We start from the raw sequence: 17,340 nt of genomic DNA on the forward strand, positions 1-17,340 counted from the left end.
CCGACGCCGGTGCTAGGCTGCGCGCGGGCCGATTTCGACCTGTGCTTGGGAGCCGTGCGATGCCACACAACCCGGTGGGCTGGTTCGAGATCTACGTGCAGGACATGGCCCGGGCGCGCGCCTTCTACGAGGCCGTGCTGGAGATCCGCCTGGAACAGTTGCCGGGCACCGGCGTGGAGATGTGGGCCTTCCCGATGCTGCCCGAAACCGCCGGCGCACCCGGCGCGCTGGTGCGTTTTGAGGGCATGCCCTCGGGCGGCAACAGCACGGTGGTGTACTTCGTCTGCGCCGATTGCGCGGTGCCTGCCGCGCGCGTGGCCGCGGCTGGCGGGAGCGTGTTCAAGGAGAAGTTCGCGATCGGGCCATACGGCTTCATCGCCCTGGTCAAGGACAGCGAAGGCAACCTGATCGGCCTGCATTCGATGCAGTGAGCGCCGGTCAGCTGCGGATGCGCCAGGCGATGTGCGACAGCACGCGCTCGGCCGGCACGTTGGGCAGCAGCCACACGGCCAGTCCCGCGGCCATCGCCGCGCCGATCACCACCGGCGTGGCGCGCACCGGGATCGCCAGCGCGCCGTGCCAGCGCCGCAGCATCAGCCACGCCACCACCAGTCCGACCGCCAGGCCGGTGACGATTTCCACCGGCGTGTGCCGATACGTCAGCACGCGCGAAACGGCGATCGCCAGCGCCAGCGCGCCGCCCAGCACCACCGCGGCATGCCGCACTCGCGGCGATGCACCGGCGCCAGCCACCAGGGCATAGCAGAGCAGCGGATACAGCGCCGCGGCCAATGCGCTATGCCCGCTGACAGTGAAGAATCCAATCGTGCGCCAGTCCACGCCGAAGGCCTTGTAGGCAATCTTGGAGGCCACCACCGTCGCCGCCAGTAGGCCCAGCACTGCCGCCCATTCGTAGGCCACGCGCGGATGGCGGCGCCACCACAGCAGGCCCAGCGCAGCCATTACCGGCAGCACCAGCCGGCTGTCGCCCATCCAGGTCAGCAGCGTGTCGAGGGCATGGGGCATGCGGCGGTCCTGCGTGGCGGGGGTCTTGGATTGAACGCGAACCACGCCTTCAACAGGTCTTGCGCCCTGTGGCGCGAGGCACGACGTTCACGTCCCGCGCGACACAGAATTTGCGTACTCAACATCGAACACCGCGTCGATGTGCGACGGTGTCGACCAGGTCAGTGCCGCAACCGGCAGCGAGGACGAGCATGGAGCGTGTGGACTGTGTGGTGATCGGTGCTGGCGTGGTGGGCCTGGCGATCGCCCGTGCGCTGGCGATGGCCGGCCGCGAGGTGCTGATCCTGGAGGCGGAAAGCGCCATCGGCACCGGCACCAGCGCGCGCAACAGCGAGGTGATCCACGCCGGCATCTACTATCCGCGCGGCTCGCTCAAGGCGCGCCTGTGCGTGCAGGGCAAGCAGCAGCTGTATGCCTTCTGCGAACGTTTCGGTGTCGAGCATCGCCGCTGCGGCAAGCTGATCGTGGCCACCGACAATGACCAGCGCGATGGCCTGGCGCAGATCCGCGCGCATGCGCTGGCCAACGGCGTCAACGACCTGCGCTATCTCGACGCCTCGCAGGTGCACGCGCTGGAGCCCGACCTGCACGCGGTCGCCGCGCTGCTCTCGCCCAGCACCGGCATCATCGACAGCCACGGCCTGATGCTGGCGCTGCAGGGCGATGCGGAACACCACGGCGCGCTGCTCGCGCTGCGCGCGCCGGTCACCGCGCTGCGCTGCGAGGAGGAGGGCTTCGTCATCGAGGTCGGCGGCGATGCGCCCATGCGCCTGCACGCGCAGACGCTGGTCAACAGCGCCGGGCACGGCGCGCCGCTGTTGGCCGCGCAGATGCAGGGCCTGCCGGCCCGCGCCGTGCCGCGCCATTGGTACGCCAAGGGCAGCTACTTCAGCCTGGCCGGACGCACGCCGTTCTCGCACCTGGTCTATCCGCTGCCCGAGCCCGGCGGCCTGGGTACGCATCTCACCCTGGACCTGGCCGGGCGCGCGCGCTTCGGTCCGGACGTGGAATGGGTCGACGGCCTGGACTACGCGCTGGACCCGACCCGCGGTGAGCGTTTCTACGCGGCGATCCGTCGCTACTGGCCCGCCCTACCCGACCATGCGCTGCAGCCGGCCTATACCGGCATCCGTCCCAAAATCAGCGGCCCCGGCGAACCCAACGCCGATTTCCGCATCGACGGACCGGCCGAACACGGCATCGCCGGGCTGGTGAACCTGTTCGGCATCGAGTCGCCCGGCCTGACCTCGTCATTGGCCATCGCCGACCACGTCTGCGCCCTGCTGGAACTGACCGAGCCAGTCGCCGCCTGAGCGCACCTGCACGCCCGTGCGACTCCGCGCGGACCATGATGCGATTCCCTTGCCTCGGGTCGCCCGCATGTCCATCGAACTGAAGATGCTCGCCTGGTCCATCCTGCTCGGCCTGGCGTATGTGCTGGTCGCCGGCGCGCTGGTCACCGCCAAGCGCGGCCTCGCGTGGAATGCCGGCAACCGCGATGCGCCGGTCGAGCCCCTGACCGGACCACCGGCCCGCGCGCAGCGGGCGAGTGCGAACTTCCTGGAGACCTTTCCATTCTTTGCCGCCGCGGCGCTGGCCGTGGTGGTGCTGGAACGGGCCACGCCGCATACGGCCTTCGCCGCGCAGCTCTACTTCTGGGCGCGCCTGGCGTATTTGCCGGTGTACATCGTGGGCATTCCCTATCTGCGCACGGCGATCTGGGCCTGCTCGCTGTGGGCGATCCTGCAGCTGGTATGGGCGCTGCTCTGAGCGCGGCCCGCGGGCGATGACTCAGTCGTCGCCCAGCTGGGGGAACGCACGCAATACGGCCGCTTCCTCGCCACTCCCGGCAAGATCCTGCGCGACCGCGCGGTACTGGCTGGCCATCGCGGTATAGATCGCCGCCTCGGGCCGGTGGTGGCCGATGAAATCGGCGATCTGCTCCATCTCCGGCGCCCAGCGCCAGGCCTTGGGCAGCAGGTCCGGCAGGCCGCGATCCAGCAGGGCAAGCAGGCCCGGACGCGTCTCGGCCAGCGCTGCCCGCAACGCCTCGCCGGCGCCGTGGCGTTCGGCCGCCAGCACCATCGCCACGCCGAGCGCGGCCACGCCCTTGCTCAGGCCGGCGTAGGCCATCTTCAGCGCACTGGCCGCGCCGACGCCGCCGTCCAGTAGCTGCGTCACCACGCCGTGCGCGTTGAGCGCCTCGGCCAGGTCGGCCGCATCGCGCGAGACATAGAGCGTCGGGCCGATCTCATCACCCTTGGGCGGGAAGCCGACGATGCAGCCATCCACGAACGTCGCGCCGGCCGCTTCGATCACCGCCTGCACCTCGTGCACGGTGTCGGGATTGACGGCATTGAGATCCACATAGCGCGGCGGCTGGTCGACACCGACGCACCAGCTGGCGAACTGGCGCGCCATCGCCAGCGCTTCGGCCGGTGGCACCACCGACAGGAACACCGGTGCCTGCATCAGCGCAGCCGGTGCGACATCGGTCATGCCGGCGGCCTGCGCACGGGCACGGCTGGCGTCGCTGCGCCCCTCGAGCGTGGTCAACACCTGCGCGCCGCGCGCAACCAGCCTCGCAGACAAACCGGCGCCCATCGCACCCGGGCCGACCAGTGCAAACGTGGTGGACATCGATCACCTCCAGTGAAGGAAAGCGCCATCGTGCGCTTCAAACGGGCGCGCGATGTGTCGAGGGACAACCCCGCACCGCGCGATGTCCCGTCAGGAGGAACGCGCGCCGATCAACGTGTGCGCGACGTCATCCCGCGCGCTGCACGCGCCGCCCGAGCCAGCGCGCGATCACCGGGCCCAGCGCCAGCACCACCAGCAGGCGCGCGGTCTGCATCGCCATGACGAAGGCCACGTCCACCTGCGCGGACGACGCCGCGATGATCGCCACCGAATCGGCACCGCCGGGGCTCGTCGCCAGATACGCGGTCAGCGGATCGACGCCGGCAAACCGCACCAGCGCGTAGGCGATGCCGCCGCACAGCGCGATCAAGGCCACGATCGCGCCGAGCACGCGCGGCAAGGCCTTGAACGCGCTGCGCAGGATCGCGGGCGTGAAACGCAGGCCGATGCTCCAGCCCAGCAGCGCGTAGCAGGCCGCCAGCAGCAACGGCGGCAAGTTGATCTGCAGCAGGCCGGCGTTCTGGGCGACCACGCCCAGCACCAGCGGCAGCAGCAACGGGCCGGCGGGAATCTTCATCCGAACCGCGGCCACCGTGCACGCAACGATCAGCACGGCGGTCAGCAGCAGGTCGCGCGGCGCGCCCAGCGCCAGCCACTGCACCGCCGCGCTGCCGCCCTGCACGTGCCACAGCCGCGCCATCACCGAAGCGGCCACCGCCACCAGCACCACGCGCAGGTATTGCATGAAGGCCACCAGCCGCATGTCGCCGCCGAACGCGCTGGACATCAGCGCCATCGCAGAGGCCGCGCCCGGGAACGTGCCCCATAGCGCGGTCGTGCCCGGCAGGATCCGCCAGCGCTGCAGCAGCAAGCCCAGCAGCACCGCGATCACGATCACCGCCAGCACGCAGCCGACGAACAGCGGCGCGTTGCGGCCGACTTCGGCCAGGACGCTGGCCGGCATGCCGCGCGCGATCATCGCGCCGACCACGCCCTGGGCCAGCGCGAACGGCCACGGCGCCACCTTCACCGGCGCGCCACCGACGGCCAGCACGATCGCCGCGACCATCGGCCCCAGCAGCAGCGCGGCCGATAGGTGCAGCGCTTCGAACACGCCGACCAGCGCCAGCGAGGCCATGGCCAGCACGCCCCAGCGCAGCCACGCCGGGCGCCGGGCCAACGCGCGCAGGAAGCCGGTTTCCGCTGGCGCCTCGCCCATCACGTCAGGCCTGCAGCAGCAGCGTGCCGCTGTCGGCGATGCGGGCCACGCGCAGCAGCACGTGCTTGAGCGTCATCTCGTGCAGTTCGGTCGAAACGCTGGCGCACAGGTCCGGCGCGATCACCACCGCAAAGCCGAGCTCCCAGGCGTGGCGCGCGGTGGATTCCACGCCGAAGTTGGTGGCGATGCCGCCCAGCACGATCGTGTCGATGCCGCGGCGGCGCAGCTGCTGTTCCAGCCCGGTGCCGGTGAAGGCGCCCCACTGGCGCTTGGTCACGCGCAGGTCGCCGGGCTGTTCCAGGCCATCGACCAGCTGCGCCCAGTCGGCCGGCAGCGGGCCGCGCTGGCTGGCGGCGTCGACCGGCTGCTTTGGCGCATCGATGAAGTCCGGGCCGAAGTCCACGTTGACCAGCACCACCGGCGCGCCGGCCGCGCGGAACCTGGCCGCGACGGCCTTGGCCCGCTCAACGAGTTCGACGCCGGCGATGGGCTGCAGCGGCATGGCAGTGATGCCGTGCTGCAGGTCGATCAGGACCAGGGCGGTGGTGGCGGGGGACAGGGTCGGCATGGCGGGGATTCCTTGGGCAGGCGAGGCGGCTAATATGCGAGGATCGATTCGCATAGAGAATTGTGAGGATGCCCTCGCAAAAGTCAAATGAAGCCGTCGCGCCCAAGCGCCAGCGTGGACGCGAACGCGTCGCCGCGATCTTGGACACGGCCGCGCAGCTGTTCGTCGAACAGGGCCACGCCGTGACCATGACCGAGATCGCCGCGCGCTCGGGCACGGCGATCGGCTCGCTGTACCGGTTCTTCCCCACCCGCGACGCGCTGGCCGACGTACTGCTGCAGCGCTATGCCGAGCATCTAGGCGCGGCGCTGGAGGCCCTGGTCGCCCGCGCCGACGCGCTGTCACCGGCCGAGCTGGCCGACGCCCTGCTCGCCCTGGTGCTGGACCTGCGCACCGAACGCGCCGCCGCGCTGGTGCTGGTGGACCTGCGCGATACCGGCCACCAGCGCCTGCAGCTGCGCGACACCATGCGCACCGGCGTGACCCGAATCCTGGTCAATGCGGGCGTGGTGCCGGAGGCGCGCGCGGGCGATGCCGCCATCGCGGTGATCAGCGTCATCAAGTCCGCCGCAACCCTGGCCGCCCAGCCGGACAAGGCCGGCGCAGTGGACGAACTGCGCCTGGTGCTGCGCCGCTATCTGGCGGGCTGATCCCGCGCGCGGCCCGCGCACTTGCGCGCGCACGATGACGGCGACACACGACTGTCGCCGGGCGGCAACATCTTTTTAATGCAGCGCCGGGTATCCATGCCCGCTTGCACAGGGCCTCGCACCCTTCCCCCGGAGTCTTCATGAAGCATCTGTTTGCCGTCGCCGCCCTGGGGCTGGCCTGCGCCGCCTGCCAGCCGACCACGCCGTCGGCCACCCCCGAGCCCGTGGCCGCAACCCCGCCGCCGCCGGGCGCGCCGGGTGCCGCCGCGCCGAGCCCCACCACCGGCGAAGGCGCACAGGCCTCCGCGCCGCCGCCCGGCCAGTCGGCCATGGCCGAAGCCGGCGATCTGGTGCCCGGCATTCCCGCCTGCAAGGCCGGCGACAACCGCACGCCGATCCCGGTGTGGAAACCGACCATCGATGCCGACGACAACGTCAACAGCGCCCCGCCGCAGCAGGAAGGCCAGGTCGTGGTGCTGGAGCTGGAATCGCACCACGAGCCCAAGTGCAACGACACCGATCTCAACACCTTCACCCTGGCCAACACCAACGGCGAACCCGGCGGCCTGGAGATCAGCGTGCGCGGCAACTCGCAGGAAGTGGACGGCGTCTGCCACCTGAGCGGCCTGTATCGCAACGAAGCCGTCGCCGGCACGCACCAGGGCTGGACCACCACGCACTTCACGGCCGCCGATGCCTCGGAAATCGCCTCGGCCAACATGCACTGCGTGCAGATGCCCTGAGTCCGTTACACGCCGCGTGGACATGCCCGGCACGCTGACACGCGGCGACACGCACCGCCATCGCCGACAAGAACACCGCACGCGCGACACCGCGTGCTCACTGCCCGCTGGCAAAGCTGCATCGCAGCCGCGCGATGCCACGCCAGCAGGCTGCGCTGTTCACATGCCGCGCCCTAGCGTGGAGACACGGACGGATGACCGCCGTCCGGCTTCCACACAAGGACACCGACATGAAACTGCTTTCCACCCTGATCGTCTCCGCCACCCTGTGCTTTTCCGGCGCCGCCCTGGCCCAGCAGCACCACGACGACCACGGCGATGCGCACAACGCACCCAACTCACACGCGCAGCCGCACGGCAATCCGCACAAGAAGGGCGACCGCCTGGCCTCCGGCGCACGCGGCGACCGCGTGCCGGACTACCGCAAGCACGGCCTGAAGGCGCCGCCGAAGGGCCACGAATGGCGCAAGGTCGATAACGACTACGTCCTGATCGCCGTCACCACCGGCATCATCAGCAGCGTGATCGCCGCCAGCCGCTAAGGCGCGTGTCAGGCGGGGCGCTGCGCACGCGGCGCCCCGTTTTTCTTGAGCGCGAGGGCTACTTTTCGTATTTCCAGTTGCGATGCTTGCCTTCAGCAAGCCATTCCAGCGCCTGCGCGATGCGCTTGTCGCGTGTGGCCTCGGTCTTCGCGTCACCGATCCATTCCAGGTAATCGCGCTGGTAGCCGGCGCTGAAGCCGTCGTAGTGTTTTTTCGCCTGCGCATGCCCGGCCAGCGCCTGGGCGAACGCCGGCACCATTGTCACGGGCGCACGCGGCTTGACCACGCGTTGCGGCGCGCCGGCTTCGATCCGGGCCATCGCCTCTTTCACCTTCGCCGCAAATTCGCGCTTGCCCGGCAGGTCCTTGACCTGGGTCAGCTTGCCGAACTCGCCCATCGCCTCGCCGACCTTCTCTGGCTTGGCCACACCTTCATCGCGGCGCCAGAACGCCAGCGTCGCATGCGCCTTGAACGCCGCGGTCACGCACAGGATCTTCCCGCGATACAGGAACGCGGGCATGCCCCACTTGATCGCCTCTTCCAGCTCGCCGCAGCTGGCATGCAGCCGCTGGCGGATCTCGCGCAGGATCGGCTGGGCAAACGGCGCGGCCTGTTCGATATAGGCATCGATGCGCGGCTCAGATGTGCTCATGGACGACGACTCCCATCGGCGAAGCCGCAGCGTGCGCCGCCGCGGCGCGGCCGGCAAGCCGCGCCTGCCGCTTCAGCGGATCAGGTCAACACGTGGACGACGAAGGCGCCCGCGGCAAGGAGGAATCCCGCCAGCCCCAGGCCAAACGCGCCCCGCGAGAACGTCTGCCCCAGCGCACGCGCCAGGAACGGCCCCTGCGCACCGTTGCGATACACGCTGTAGAGGATCAGCAGGAAGCCGATCGCCTTCAACACCTTGTACGTCGACCAGCCGTAGAGGCAGTCGATCACACTGAAGGCCGCGATCAGGCCAAAACACCACAGCATCGTGCGCCGGTGCGGATCGGCACGCCCGCTGTCCATGACCTTGATGACCTGCATTCGCCCACTCCATGTCGGGAAATCCGGATCATCCTGCACGCTTCCACCGGCGCGCAAGCGCAGCCCGGACGCGCCCGGCGCTACACTGCGCGCCCGTCACGTCGTCGTGTTTCGTCATGCGTAATCCCCTGCAGGAACAGCTGCTCAAGGCCGGCCTGGTCAAGAAGGGCAAGGCCGATCAGATCGCCCGCGACCAGGTCAAGGCACGCCTGGCCAAGGGCGGCGCCAAGCCGCCGGTCGTGGAAGAAAAAGTCGACGCCGCCAGGCTGCAGGCCGAACGCGCCGAGCGCGACCGCGCCCTGGCCGCCGAGCGCAACGCCCAGGCCAAGCGCCAGGAGCTGCAGGCGCAGGTGCGCCAGATCGTGGACACCCACAAGGTCAAGCGCGGCGGCGAACTCGAATACCGCTTCAACGACGGCGCGGTGATCCGCACGGTGCTGGTCAACGCTGCGCTGCGTGCCCAGTTGGCCAGCGGCGCGCTGCTGATCGTGCGCCACGGCGACGGCGTCGAGCTGATCCCGCGCAGCGTCGCGGAAAAGATCTACGAGCGCGATGCGTCCTTCGTGCTGCTCGACCACGGCCGCGACAAAGATGCCGCTGCGTCTTTGCCCAGCGAAGGCGACGACTTCTACGACCAGGACCAGTTCAAGGTGCCGGACGACCTGATGTGGTGAAGCGCCGGCGTTCCGTGGCGGCGGAACGCATCGCGCGCGACGTCAGCGGACGCGCACGCCTTTGGTCGCGTCCCACTTCAGCGGCTTGTCCGAGCGCGGCAACGGCGCATCGCGGCGCGGATCGGCGACCACGCCATGCGGCCAGTCCGGCGGGCAGATCGCGGTGAAGCTGGCATAGCCGCCGGTGCCGCCCCGGAAACGCGGAAATCCGATCGACACCAGCGCGCCCACTTCCGGCACCTGATCCAGGTTGGCCACGCCCTCAGCCTGCGCATAGCCGTGATGCATCAACCAGGCCTCGCCTTCCAGATTGGGACTGTCGTCCGTGTCCAACGGCTCGTGGCCGTGCAGCAGGATGTGGCGCTGCTCATGCAGGAATTTCAGCGCCGGTAGCGACACGCCCGGAAAGTGCTCCAGCGCGGCCAACGCCGGATCGGGCCAACGCTTGGACCAGTCCGAGCGCACGAACACCACCGATCCTTCCGGGATGCGGCCGTGCTGTTTTTCCCAGGCTTCGATATCGGCCACGCTCAGCGAATAGCCCGGCGTCTTCTTCACTTGCTCGACGATGGAAATCACCACCAGCGGGCGCAGCGTGTAGCTGGCCGGCAACTCATCGATGGACGGATATTCCGGCGCCCAATGTGCTGGCGGATCGAGCTGCGTGCCCAGCTGGTCGGTCGCCAGCGTGTAGCGCGTGGCCTCGAACCCATCCTTGGCGTAGGTGTAGGCGTGGCCATCGGCCGGATCGATCGCCGGCTCGAATTTCGATGGACCAAAGCCATGCCAGACCGGGATGTTCGGCGCGATCACGTGCGAGAGCGACACGTACTTCACGCCCTTGAGCTGCTGCGCGTAGACGTCCCAGAGGCGGGTGTTGTCGGCGGCGTAGGCAGGCAGAACGCACACGAGGGACACAAGAAGCGACAACGCGATGAGCGGACGGCGCATGGGGGCGAAACTCCTGCGAACGGGTCATCCGATCATAGACCGCCGTTGTGAGAGCTGCTTTAGTAGCGATGAGGCTTCCTCTGTAGAGCCTCATCGCTGCTAAAGCAGCTCCCACAAGAAGAATCAGCGCTTTCTGACAGCAGTTCGCGCTCGCGTCCGCTGGTGAGTCACTCAGCCACACGACATCCTGCTGCCATGGGCAAGCCGCACTCGCATGCACTGCGCTTGGGACGCTGGTCAACGCCAGGTAGCATCTATCTGGTGACGTTCACCACTGATCAGCGGAAGCCTGTCTTCCACACTTGGTTTGACGCTTCCTGCGTGGCGCGCGCACTCGCTTCGCCCGCGACCTGGCCGCAGGCGCAACTCCTGTGTTGGGTCCTGATGCCAGATCACTGGCATGGATTGATCGAACTCGGCGATGAACCCTTATCACGCGCTGTTGCCCGCGCAAAAGCCGTTGCCTCGCGCGATTGGCGCCGAGGCTGCGGCAGCACGGCGAGGCTCTGGGCGCACGGCTTCCATGACCACGCGCTGCGTAAGGAAGAGAATCAGCTGCACGTCGCACGCTACATCATCGCCAACCCGCTGCGTGCGGGTTTGGTCAAGCGAGTTGGTGATTATCCCTACTGGGATGCAGTCTGGCTTTGAGCAGGAAATGCAGATCTGGGTATTTGTGGGAGCTGCTTCAGCAGCGATGTGGCTTTCTCGGTGAAGCCCGATCGCCGCTGAAGCGGCTCCCACAACAGCGCACCATCAACCGTCCAGCAGCGCCTTGTCGCGCACCGCGCCCTTGTCGGCGCTGGTCGCCAGCAAGGCGTACGCCTTCAATGCCGTGGTGACCTTGCGCGGACGCGGTTCGGCCGGTTTCCAGCCCTTGGCGTCCTGGTCGGCGCGACGTGCGGCCAGTTCGGCATCGTCGATCAGCAGGTTGATCGCGCGGTTGGGGATGTCGATCAGGATCTTGTCGCCATCGCGCACCAGGCCGATGGCGCCACCGCCGGCCGCTTCCGGCGAGGCGTGGCCGATGGACAGACCCGAAGTGCCGCCGGAGAAACGTCCGTCGGTGAGCAATGCGCATTGCTTGCCGAGGCCTTTGGACTTCAGGTACGAGGTCGGGTACAGCATTTCCTGCATGCCCGGGCCGCCCTTGGGGCCTTCGTAGCGGATCACGACGACATCGCCGGCCACGACTTCGTTGGCGAGGATGCCCTTGACCGCGGCGTCCTGGCTTTCGAACACCTTGGCATTGCCTTCGAACACGTGGATGGATTCGTCCACGCCGGCGGTCTTGACCACGCATCCGTCCAACGCGAGGTTGCCGTACAGCACGGCCAGGCCGCCTTCCTGCGAGTAGGCGTGTTCGACGCTGCGGATGCAGCCGCCGGCGCGGTCGATGTCCAGGCTCTGCCAGCGCGTGGCCTGGCTGAAGGCCACCTGCGTCGGCACGCCGCCCGGACCGGCCTTGAAGAAGGTGTGCACCGCTTCGTCGTCAGTCTGGGTGACGTCCCACTTGGCGATGCCCTCTGCCAGCGTCTTGCTGTGCACGGTCGGCACGTCGGTGTGCAGCAGGCCGCCGCGCGCCAGTTCGCCCAGGATCGAAAAGATACCACCGGCGCGGTGCACGTCTTCCATGTGGTACTTCTGGATGTTCGGCGCAACCTTGCACAGCTGCGGCACCTTGCGCGAGAGGCGATCGATATCGCGCAGGTCGAACGGCACTTCGCCTTCCTGCGCCGCGGCGAGCAGGTGCAGGATGGTGTTGGTCGAGCCGCCCATCGCGATGTCCAGCGTCATCGCGTTCTCGAACGCCTCGAACGTGGCGATGCCACGCGGCAGCGCGGTCGGGTCTTCGCCGCCGTACCAGCGATGGCACAGCTCCACCGCCAGGCGGCCGGCGCGCAGGAACAGCTGCTCGCGGTCGGCGTGCGTGGCCAGGGTCGAGCCGTTGCCCGGCAGGGCCAGGCCGAGCGCTTCGGTCAGGCAGTTCATCGAGTTGGCGGTGAACATGCCGCTGCACGAGCCGCAGGTCGGACAGGCGCTGCGCTCGTAGGCGGCGACCTTCTCGTCCGAGGCGCTGTCGTCGGCGGCCACCACCATCGCATCGACCAGGTCCAGGCCGTGCTCGGAGAGCTTGGTTTTGCCCGCTTCCATCGGCCCGCCGGAGACGAACACCACCGGGATGTTCAGCCGCAGGGCGGCCATCAGCATGCCGGGCGTGATCTTGTCGCAGTTGGAGATGCACACCAGCGCGTCGGCGCAGTGCGCGTTGACCATGTACTCGACCGAGTCGGCGATGATTTCGCGGCTGGGCAGCGAGTACAGCATGCCGTCGTGACCCATCGCGATGCCGTCGTCCACGGCGATCGTATTGAACTCCTTGGCCACGCCGCCGACGCGTTCGATCTCGCGCGCGACCAGCTGGCCGAGGTCCTTCAGATGGACGTGGCCGGGCACGAACTGGGTGAACGAATTGGCGATCGCGATGATCGGCTTGTGGAAGTCGTCATCCTTCATGCCGGTGGCGCGCCACAGCGCGCGGGCGCCGGCCATGTTGCGGCCGTGGGTGGAGGTCTTGGAGCGATAGTCGGGCATGGCGTGGATTCTTCGGCGAGCACAAGGCTGGCGTGGCGTTCGAGGCGTGCATTTTCGCCCCTTTGCTCGGTTGCTGCTGCAACTGACGATTCAGCCATGTGGAACCGGCCGTTGGCGCCGGCAGGCATCATGGGCCATCGCATGACATCGACCGAACGCCTGATGAAACGCTCCAGAACCACGTCCCTGCTGCTGATGGGCGCCGCGCCCCTGCTGTTCAGCGCCTGCCAGCGCGAACCGGAAGTCCAGGAAGGCCTCTACACCTCGGTGGAAACCTGCGCCCGCGAAACCGGCGACAAGGCCAGCTGCCAGGAAGCCTTCGCCAGCGCCCAGAAGCAGGCCAGCGAGCAGGCCCCGCGCTATGCCTCGCAGGAACAGTGCAAGACCGACTGGGGCGACGAGCGCTGCGTGGAACAGCGCGACAGCCAGGGCCACTCGTTCATTGGCCCGCTGATGGCGGGTTTCTTCATGTCGCAGATGCTCAACAACCGGGCCGGTTTCAACAGCGCGCCGGCCTTCCAGGACCGCAACAGCGGCTGGCAGCGGCCGACGCCGGGCGCGCGCCCGGACACCTCCAACGCCTTCCGCACCGGCAATACCGGCATGACCCCGGTCAACGCCACGCCCAACAAGGCGGTGACGGTCAGCCGCGGCGGCTTCGGCAGCCGCAGCTCCAGCCGCGCAAGCTTCGGCGGCTGATGCGCCGCGTCCGCATCACCGAGCGCGGCGACTGGCGCGCGCAGGCGGCCGCGTGTGGCTTCGATTTCCACACCATCGATGGCGCGCCGTACTGGGATGAAACGGCGTACTACGCCTTCACCCTGCGGCAGATCGAAGACGACCTGGAAGACCCCAGCGCCGAGCTGCACGCGATGGCGCTGGACCTGGTCGACGAGGTGGTGCGGGACGAGGCCAAACTGCAGCGCCTGGCCATTCCGCAGGCCTACTGGCAGTGGATCGCCGACAGCTGGCAACAGCGCCAACCGCATCTGTACGGACGCCTGGATTTCGCCTACGACGGGAGTGGGCCGGCCAAGCTGTACGAGCTGAATTACGACACGCCGACGTCTTTGTTCGAGGCGTCGTTCTTCCAGTGGCAATGGCTGGAAGACCAGCGCGCGGCGCAGCGCCTGCCTGCGCATGCCGACCAGTTCAATTCGCTGCATGAAGCGCTGGTGGCGCGCTTCGGCGAGATCGCCAACGCGCTGCCGCGTCCGCTGATGTTCGCTGCGGTGCAGGGTTCAAATGAAGACCAGGGCACGGTCGCTTACCTGCGTGACTGCGCGGCGCAGGCACAGCTGCAGGGCGCATTCATCGCGATGGAGGACCTGGGCCTGTCCGAGGATGGCCGCTTCACCAACCTCGATGACGAGGTGATCGGCACGCTGTTCAAGCTGTATCCGCTGGAGGATCTGTTCGGCGAGGACTTCGGTCGCGCCCTGCCCGGCTCCGGCCTGCAACTGCTGGAACCGGCGTGGAAGGCGGTGCTCAGCAACAAGGGCATCCTGCCGCTGCTGTGGGAACGCTATCGCGGCCACCCCAACCTGCTGCCCGCGCATTTCGACGACGGCACGCCGCTCAAGGCCGGCTGGGTGCGCAAGCCGCTGCATTCGCGCGAAGGCGCCAACGTCGCCCTGCACCTGGCCGACGGCAGGTGGCAGGAGAGCGAAGGCCCCTACGCCGGCCCCTGCATCGTGCAGGCGGCCCAGCCGCTGACCGCGTTCGACGGCCATTACCCGCTGGTCGGCAGCTGGGTCGTCGGCGACACCGCCTGCGGCATCGGCATCCGCGAAGACGACAGCCGCATCACCCGCGACAGCGCCCGCTTCGTCCCGCACGCGATCATCGATGACGCGCCGGGCGTGTTCTACGCCTGAGTCGGCGTTGGCACGCGCGGCCAATGTGGGAGCCGCTTCAGCGGCGACGGGGCTCGACCAACGAAGCCACCTCGCCGCTGAGGCATCTCCCACAAAAACTGCGCATCAAGCCCCTGGTTGACGCAATCGTCTTTTCTGGCCGCAGGCGTTCGCTGCACAACGGCAGCAACGAGCCCGCCAAGACGCTGGCGCCCGCCAACTTCCAGCACATGCAGGACTTCCGGTTGGATGGGACAAGACAACGGGCCTATGTGGCCTACATGTACGCTCCTGCCTGTTAGCCAACTCCTCACGGATGATCCCCATGCATCGGATTGCATTGCTGCCCTGCCTCCTGTTCGCCGCACTGGCCACAATTGCGCACGCACGCGAAAAGATTCCCACCGATTACGAGGCCGGGCATTTCTTCGCACGTCTCAGTGCGCAGGATGGCCATTCGCTGCGGCTCGTCGTCGATACTGGAGGCCCGGGCGGAAGCGGCCTGTACGTCGTTGATCCCAACGCGGCAACGCGCGCCGGACTGAAAATTCGAAGGTGCGATGTAGATGGAGAAGCGCTTCCCGTCGTCGAACTTCGATCGCCACTGTGGAAAGGTGTACCAGATGCTCCCGGGCGCCTTTGTGGCGCATCCGCGCTTCTTGCAAAAGGTGTTGGGATAGGCGCGGACGATGGGAATCTTGGCGCAGGCTATTTATCGCACTTCATCTGGACATTCGACTATCCGAACCAAGCCCTGTGGCTTGAGTCAGCCGGCTGGAAACCTGGAGTCGGAACCCGCAGCATCCCAATGTCGTTTCCCCGTAACAGCGATGGTGAAAAGGCATCTGGCCTCCCCAGAATCCAACTCAAAATCGCTGGTGAATCTCTGGATTTTCTGCTCGATACCGGCGCTACGGCCGCCCCGACGCGGGCCGGACAGAAAGCCATGACGCTGCAGACCGAGAAGGGCATCGGCGTCACTTCTTACATCGACAAAGCCGTTCTGGATCGCTGGCATCAAGAACATCCGGACTGGATCGTGATCGATGACGGCGACGAACTTCTCCCGGTACAGGGCGACATGCGGGTTATCCGAGTTCCAAACGTGATGGTTGCGGGTTGGTCGGTCGGTCCAGTGTGGTTTACCGAGCGCCCCGAAGGCACATTTGGCCCTAAGGGGATGGGCGCCCACATGGATGCTCCCGTCGTGGGCGCCGCCGGCGCCAACCTCTGGCAGCATTTTGTGATGACGCTGGACTATCCGCACGATGCCGCGTGGTTGACCTGCGCGGATTGCAAGGATGCGCAACGCTAAGTCAGGGGAGTCACTGTGGGAGCCGCTTCAGCGGCGATCTGGCGTTACTGCGAAAGCCCCATCGCCGCTGAAGCGGCTCCCACAAAAAGCTGGGTGTCAGAGCAGGCCTTCGCGTTTGACGGCGAGGTAGCGTTCGACCAGGGCGGCGGGCAGTTGGGCGGTGGTGACGTCGAGCACCATCACGCCGTGGCCGCTCAGGGCGTCGTGGGCGGCGGCGCGTTGGTCGAGATAGCGGGCCACGGCGCCGGCGTGGATGGCGCCAGTGAGGTCGGTGACTTCCGCTGACAGTGCGTGATCGAGGTCGGCCTCGCGCAGGCTGGCCACGCAGACCAGGTGCTTGCGGCGCAGCAGGTGCACGGCGGCCAGCAGGTCCTCGATGTCCTCGTCGCGCACGTTGGTGACCAGCATCACCAGCGCGCGGCGACGCTGGCGCGCGGAGAGTTCGGTCGCCATTGCCAGGTAATCGCTGGCCAGCGGCTGCGGCTGCAGGTCGTAGGACGCGCGCAGCAGCGTATCGATGCCGGCCATGCCGCGCCGCGGCGGCACCCAGCGCGGCTGTTCGCCCGTGGACAGCAGGCCTGCGGCATCGCCCTGACGCAGGGCCAGGTACGACACCACCAGCGCGGCATTGAGTGCGTGGTCGAAATGGGCCAGGCCGTCCTCGCGCGCCAGCATGCGGCGGCCGGTATCCAGCAGCAGGACGAGTTGCTGGTTCTTCTCGTCCTGGTATTCGCGCGAGATCAGCTTGCGCGCGCGCGAGGTCGCCTTCCAGTCGATCTGGCGCAGGCTGTCGCCGACGCGGTACTCGCGCATCTGGTGGAAGTCAGTGCCTTCACCACGACGGCGCTTGATGTGCGCGCCGACCAGGCGCGAGGCCTGGTCGGCACTGAACAGCGCCAGCCGCGCTAGCGGTGCGAAGTCCGGATACACGCGTACGCTCTGCGGCACTGGCGCGATCCGCGCATGGCGCCACAGCCGCAGCGGTGACATCAGGCGCAGCTGCACGCCGCTGAAGTGCGCATCGCCGCGTTCGACCGGACGCAGCGTGTAAGTGAATTCCATCGCGCCATCGCGCGGCACGGCCAGCGTGCGCGGCAGGCCCTGCGACGGCCAGTGGCCCGGGTGCAGGTCGAACACGTCCACGCGCTGCGCGCGGCCGGGCGATTCGATCCGCAGCAGCACCTCGCGTTCCAGGTCCAGCGCCAGCGCCTCGGGCACGCGCCGCCGCGCGACCGGCGTCGGCCGGCGCCACAGCAGCCAGGCATCGGCCAGGGCCAGGCCTGCGATCACGCCGCCGCCCAGCTGCCAGCCCACCAGCGGCAGACCGAAGAACAGCACACCCAGCCCGGACAGGCCCCAAGCGCACAGCAGCGCGAGCAGTGGCGACGCGGGCCTCATTGCGGATCTGCTGATGTGGCGGCCGCGCTGCATGACATGGGGCCGGCAGCGGCGATGCGGCGTTCCCGATCACAGCCATCGCTGCTGGAGCAGCTGCCACAGAAGCAGTTTCCGCCGTGCATGGTGCACCA

21 protein-coding genes are annotated in these 17,340 nt (G+C 68.1%); 12 read left to right on the forward strand and 9 right to left on the reverse strand.

Features of this window, described 5'->3' with window-relative positions; all coding sequences use genetic code 11:
• Positions 1 to 59: 59 nt before the first annotated feature.
• The gene (locus tag BMZ17_RS18805) at positions 60 to 431 is read left to right on the forward strand and encodes a VOC family protein (protein ID WP_093143108.1); all 372 of its coding nucleotides are present in this window, start codon (positions 60 to 62) and stop codon (positions 429 to 431) included.
• 7 nt (positions 432 to 438) lie between these two features.
• On the opposite strand, the gene BMZ17_RS18810 is transcribed toward BMZ17_RS18805, so the two are convergent.
• Entirely contained in the window at positions 439 to 1,026 is a 588-nt protein-coding gene (locus tag BMZ17_RS18810) for a phosphatase PAP2 family protein (RefSeq protein ID WP_093143112.1), read from the reverse strand.
• A gap of 191 nt (positions 1,027 to 1,217) precedes the next feature.
• On the opposite strand from BMZ17_RS18810, the gene BMZ17_RS18815 reads away from it, so the two are divergent.
• Positions 1,218 to 2,339: an NAD(P)/FAD-dependent oxidoreductase gene (locus tag BMZ17_RS18815; protein WP_093143117.1), complete on the forward strand. Its 1,122-nt coding sequence runs from the start codon at positions 1,218 to 1,220 to the stop codon at positions 2,337 to 2,339.
• Between the two features lie 67 nt (positions 2,340 to 2,406).
• Positions 2,407 to 2,796, forward strand: coding sequence for an MAPEG family protein (locus tag BMZ17_RS18820; protein WP_093143123.1), 390 nt, complete (start codon positions 2,407 to 2,409; stop codon positions 2,794 to 2,796).
• 21 nt (positions 2,797 to 2,817) lie between these two features.
• On the opposite strand, the gene BMZ17_RS18825 is transcribed toward BMZ17_RS18820, so the two are convergent.
• From BMZ17_RS18825 to BMZ17_RS18835, 3 genes are all read right to left on the reverse strand, one after another.
• Positions 2,818 to 3,666: an NAD(P)-dependent oxidoreductase gene (locus BMZ17_RS18825; RefSeq protein WP_093143127.1), complete on the reverse strand. Its 849-nt coding sequence runs from the start codon at positions 3,664 to 3,666 to the stop codon at positions 2,818 to 2,820.
• Between the two features lie 127 nt (positions 3,667 to 3,793).
• A complete protein-coding gene (locus tag BMZ17_RS18830; protein WP_093143983.1) occupies positions 3,794 to 4,885 on the reverse strand; it encodes an AbrB family transcriptional regulator in 1,092 nt (363 codons plus the stop codon).
• 4 nt (positions 4,886 to 4,889) lie between these two features.
• On the reverse strand, positions 4,890 to 5,453 hold the full coding sequence (locus BMZ17_RS18835; RefSeq protein ID WP_093143130.1) for a hydrolase: 564 nt from the start codon (positions 5,451 to 5,453) through the stop codon (positions 4,890 to 4,892).
• A gap of 68 nt (positions 5,454 to 5,521) precedes the next feature.
• Between BMZ17_RS18835 and BMZ17_RS18840 the strand changes: the two genes are divergently transcribed.
• From BMZ17_RS18840 to BMZ17_RS18850, 3 genes are all read left to right on the forward strand, one after another.
• The gene (locus tag BMZ17_RS18840; protein ID WP_093143134.1) at positions 5,522 to 6,103 is read left to right on the forward strand and encodes a TetR/AcrR family transcriptional regulator; all 582 of its coding nucleotides are present in this window, start codon (positions 5,522 to 5,524) and stop codon (positions 6,101 to 6,103) included.
• Between the two features lie 140 nt (positions 6,104 to 6,243).
• Positions 6,244 to 6,846: a hypothetical protein gene (locus BMZ17_RS18845; RefSeq protein WP_093143137.1), complete on the forward strand. Its 603-nt coding sequence runs from the start codon at positions 6,244 to 6,246 to the stop codon at positions 6,844 to 6,846.
• A gap of 230 nt (positions 6,847 to 7,076) precedes the next feature.
• Positions 7,077 to 7,388 carry an RcnB family protein gene (locus BMZ17_RS18850; protein ID WP_093143986.1) on the forward strand — a complete coding sequence of 104 codons (312 nt, stop codon included), beginning with the start codon at positions 7,077 to 7,079 and terminating at the stop codon, positions 7,386 to 7,388.
• 58 nt (positions 7,389 to 7,446) lie between these two features.
• Here BMZ17_RS18850 and BMZ17_RS18855 read toward each other — a convergent pair whose 3' ends face one another.
• A complete protein-coding gene (locus BMZ17_RS18855; RefSeq protein ID WP_093143141.1) occupies positions 7,447 to 8,040 on the reverse strand; it encodes a YdeI/OmpD-associated family protein in 594 nt (197 codons plus the stop codon).
• Between the two features lie 80 nt (positions 8,041 to 8,120).
• Positions 8,121 to 8,420, reverse strand: a complete 300-nt coding sequence (locus BMZ17_RS18860; protein WP_093143144.1) for a hypothetical protein — start codon at positions 8,418 to 8,420, stop codon at positions 8,121 to 8,123.
• Positions 8,421 to 8,536: 116 nt separating this feature from the next.
• On the opposite strand from BMZ17_RS18860, the gene BMZ17_RS18865 reads away from it, so the two are divergent.
• A complete protein-coding gene (locus BMZ17_RS18865) occupies positions 8,537 to 9,094 on the forward strand; it encodes a DUF2058 domain-containing protein (protein ID WP_093143149.1) in 558 nt (185 codons plus the stop codon).
• A 42-nt stretch (positions 9,095 to 9,136) separates the two neighbouring features.
• On the opposite strand, the gene BMZ17_RS18870 is transcribed toward BMZ17_RS18865, so the two are convergent.
• On the reverse strand, positions 9,137 to 10,045 hold the full coding sequence (locus tag BMZ17_RS18870) for a cyclase family protein (protein ID WP_093143153.1): 909 nt from the start codon (positions 10,043 to 10,045) through the stop codon (positions 9,137 to 9,139).
• 195 nt (positions 10,046 to 10,240) lie between these two features.
• On the opposite strand from BMZ17_RS18870, the gene BMZ17_RS18875 reads away from it, so the two are divergent.
• Positions 10,241 to 10,696, forward strand: coding sequence for an REP-associated tyrosine transposase (locus BMZ17_RS18875; protein WP_093143157.1), 456 nt, complete (start codon positions 10,241 to 10,243; stop codon positions 10,694 to 10,696).
• A 105-nt stretch (positions 10,697 to 10,801) separates the two neighbouring features.
• Here BMZ17_RS18875 and ilvD read toward each other — a convergent pair whose 3' ends face one another.
• The gene (gene ilvD / locus BMZ17_RS18880; protein WP_093143161.1) at positions 10,802 to 12,640 is read right to left on the reverse strand and encodes a dihydroxy-acid dehydratase; all 1,839 of its coding nucleotides are present in this window, start codon (positions 12,638 to 12,640) and stop codon (positions 10,802 to 10,804) included.
• A 162-nt stretch (positions 12,641 to 12,802) separates the two neighbouring features.
• On the opposite strand from ilvD, the gene BMZ17_RS18885 reads away from it, so the two are divergent.
• From BMZ17_RS18885 to BMZ17_RS21060, 4 genes are read left to right on the forward strand one after another with little or no spacing between them, the layout of a single operon-like run.
• The gene (locus BMZ17_RS18885) at positions 12,803 to 13,339 is read left to right on the forward strand and encodes a DUF1190 domain-containing protein (protein WP_093143988.1); all 537 of its coding nucleotides are present in this window, start codon (positions 12,803 to 12,805) and stop codon (positions 13,337 to 13,339) included.
• Positions 13,339 to 14,517, forward strand: a complete 1,179-nt coding sequence (locus BMZ17_RS18890) for a glutathionylspermidine synthase family protein (protein ID WP_093143166.1) — start codon at positions 13,339 to 13,341, stop codon at positions 14,515 to 14,517. The genes BMZ17_RS18885 and BMZ17_RS18890 overlap by 1 nt, the downstream gene beginning before the upstream one ends.
• A 23-nt stretch (positions 14,518 to 14,540) precedes the next feature.
• Positions 14,541 to 14,798 carry a hypothetical protein gene (locus BMZ17_RS18895; RefSeq protein WP_093143171.1) on the forward strand — a complete coding sequence of 86 codons (258 nt, stop codon included), beginning with the start codon at positions 14,541 to 14,543 and terminating at the stop codon, positions 14,796 to 14,798.
• 23 nt (positions 14,799 to 14,821) lie between these two features.
• Positions 14,822 to 15,811, forward strand: coding sequence for a hypothetical protein (locus BMZ17_RS21060; RefSeq protein ID WP_139203009.1), 990 nt, complete (start codon positions 14,822 to 14,824; stop codon positions 15,809 to 15,811).
• A gap of 96 nt (positions 15,812 to 15,907) precedes the next feature.
• Here the strand turns inward: BMZ17_RS21060 and BMZ17_RS18905 are convergent, their stop codons facing one another.
• Entirely contained in the window at positions 15,908 to 17,209 is a 1,302-nt protein-coding gene (locus tag BMZ17_RS18905) for a DUF58 domain-containing protein (RefSeq protein ID WP_093143181.1), read from the reverse strand.
• Positions 17,210 to 17,340 lie beyond the last annotated feature (131 nt).

Source organism: Pseudoxanthomonas sp. GM95 (assembly GCF_900109775.1).
Lineage (GTDB): Bacteria > Pseudomonadota > Gammaproteobacteria > Xanthomonadales > Xanthomonadaceae > Pseudoxanthomonas_A.

Coding starts and splice junctions, on each gene's coding strand:
- BMZ17_RS18805 (WP_093143108.1), top strand. CDS start 60: ATGCCACACAACCCGGTGGGCTGGTTCGAGATCTACGTGCAGGACATG.
- BMZ17_RS18890 (WP_093143166.1), top strand. CDS start 13,339: ATGCGCCGCGTCCGCATCACCGAGCGCGGCGACTGGCGCGCGCAGGCG.
- BMZ17_RS18810 (WP_093143112.1), bottom strand. CDS start 1,026: ATGCCCCATGCCCTCGACACGCTGCTGACCTGGATGGGCGACAGCCGG.
- BMZ17_RS18845 (WP_093143137.1), top strand. CDS start 6,244: ATGAAGCATCTGTTTGCCGTCGCCGCCCTGGGGCTGGCCTGCGCCGCC.
- BMZ17_RS18875 (WP_093143157.1), top strand. CDS start 10,241: ATGGGCAAGCCGCACTCGCATGCACTGCGCTTGGGACGCTGGTCAACG.
- BMZ17_RS18830 (WP_093143983.1), bottom strand. CDS start 4,885: ATGGGCGAGGCGCCAGCGGAAACCGGCTTCCTGCGCGCGTTGGCCCGG.
- BMZ17_RS18885 (WP_093143988.1), top strand. CDS start 12,803: ATGAAACGCTCCAGAACCACGTCCCTGCTGCTGATGGGCGCCGCGCCC.
- BMZ17_RS18840 (WP_093143134.1), top strand. CDS start 5,522: ATGCCCTCGCAAAAGTCAAATGAAGCCGTCGCGCCCAAGCGCCAGCGT.
- BMZ17_RS18860 (WP_093143144.1), bottom strand. CDS start 8,420: ATGCAGGTCATCAAGGTCATGGACAGCGGGCGTGCCGATCCGCACCGG.
- BMZ17_RS18825 (WP_093143127.1), bottom strand. CDS start 3,666: ATGTCCACCACGTTTGCACTGGTCGGCCCGGGTGCGATGGGCGCCGGT.
- BMZ17_RS18905 (WP_093143181.1), bottom strand. CDS start 17,209: ATGAGGCCCGCGTCGCCACTGCTCGCGCTGCTGTGCGCTTGGGGCCTG.
- BMZ17_RS18815 (WP_093143117.1), top strand. CDS start 1,218: ATGGAGCGTGTGGACTGTGTGGTGATCGGTGCTGGCGTGGTGGGCCTG.
- BMZ17_RS21060 (WP_139203009.1), top strand. CDS start 14,822: ATGCATCGGATTGCATTGCTGCCCTGCCTCCTGTTCGCCGCACTGGCC.
- BMZ17_RS18820 (WP_093143123.1), top strand. CDS start 2,407: ATGTCCATCGAACTGAAGATGCTCGCCTGGTCCATCCTGCTCGGCCTG.
- BMZ17_RS18855 (WP_093143141.1), bottom strand. CDS start 8,040: ATGAGCACATCTGAGCCGCGCATCGATGCCTATATCGAACAGGCCGCG.
- BMZ17_RS18835 (WP_093143130.1), bottom strand. CDS start 5,453: ATGCCGACCCTGTCCCCCGCCACCACCGCCCTGGTCCTGATCGACCTG.
- BMZ17_RS18870 (WP_093143153.1), bottom strand. CDS start 10,045: ATGCGCCGTCCGCTCATCGCGTTGTCGCTTCTTGTGTCCCTCGTGTGC.
- BMZ17_RS18895 (WP_093143171.1), top strand. CDS start 14,541: ATGTGGGAGCCGCTTCAGCGGCGACGGGGCTCGACCAACGAAGCCACC.
- ilvD (WP_093143161.1), bottom strand. CDS start 12,640: ATGCCCGACTATCGCTCCAAGACCTCCACCCACGGCCGCAACATGGCC.
- BMZ17_RS18850 (WP_093143986.1), top strand. CDS start 7,077: ATGAAACTGCTTTCCACCCTGATCGTCTCCGCCACCCTGTGCTTTTCC.
- BMZ17_RS18865 (WP_093143149.1), top strand. CDS start 8,537: ATGCGTAATCCCCTGCAGGAACAGCTGCTCAAGGCCGGCCTGGTCAAG.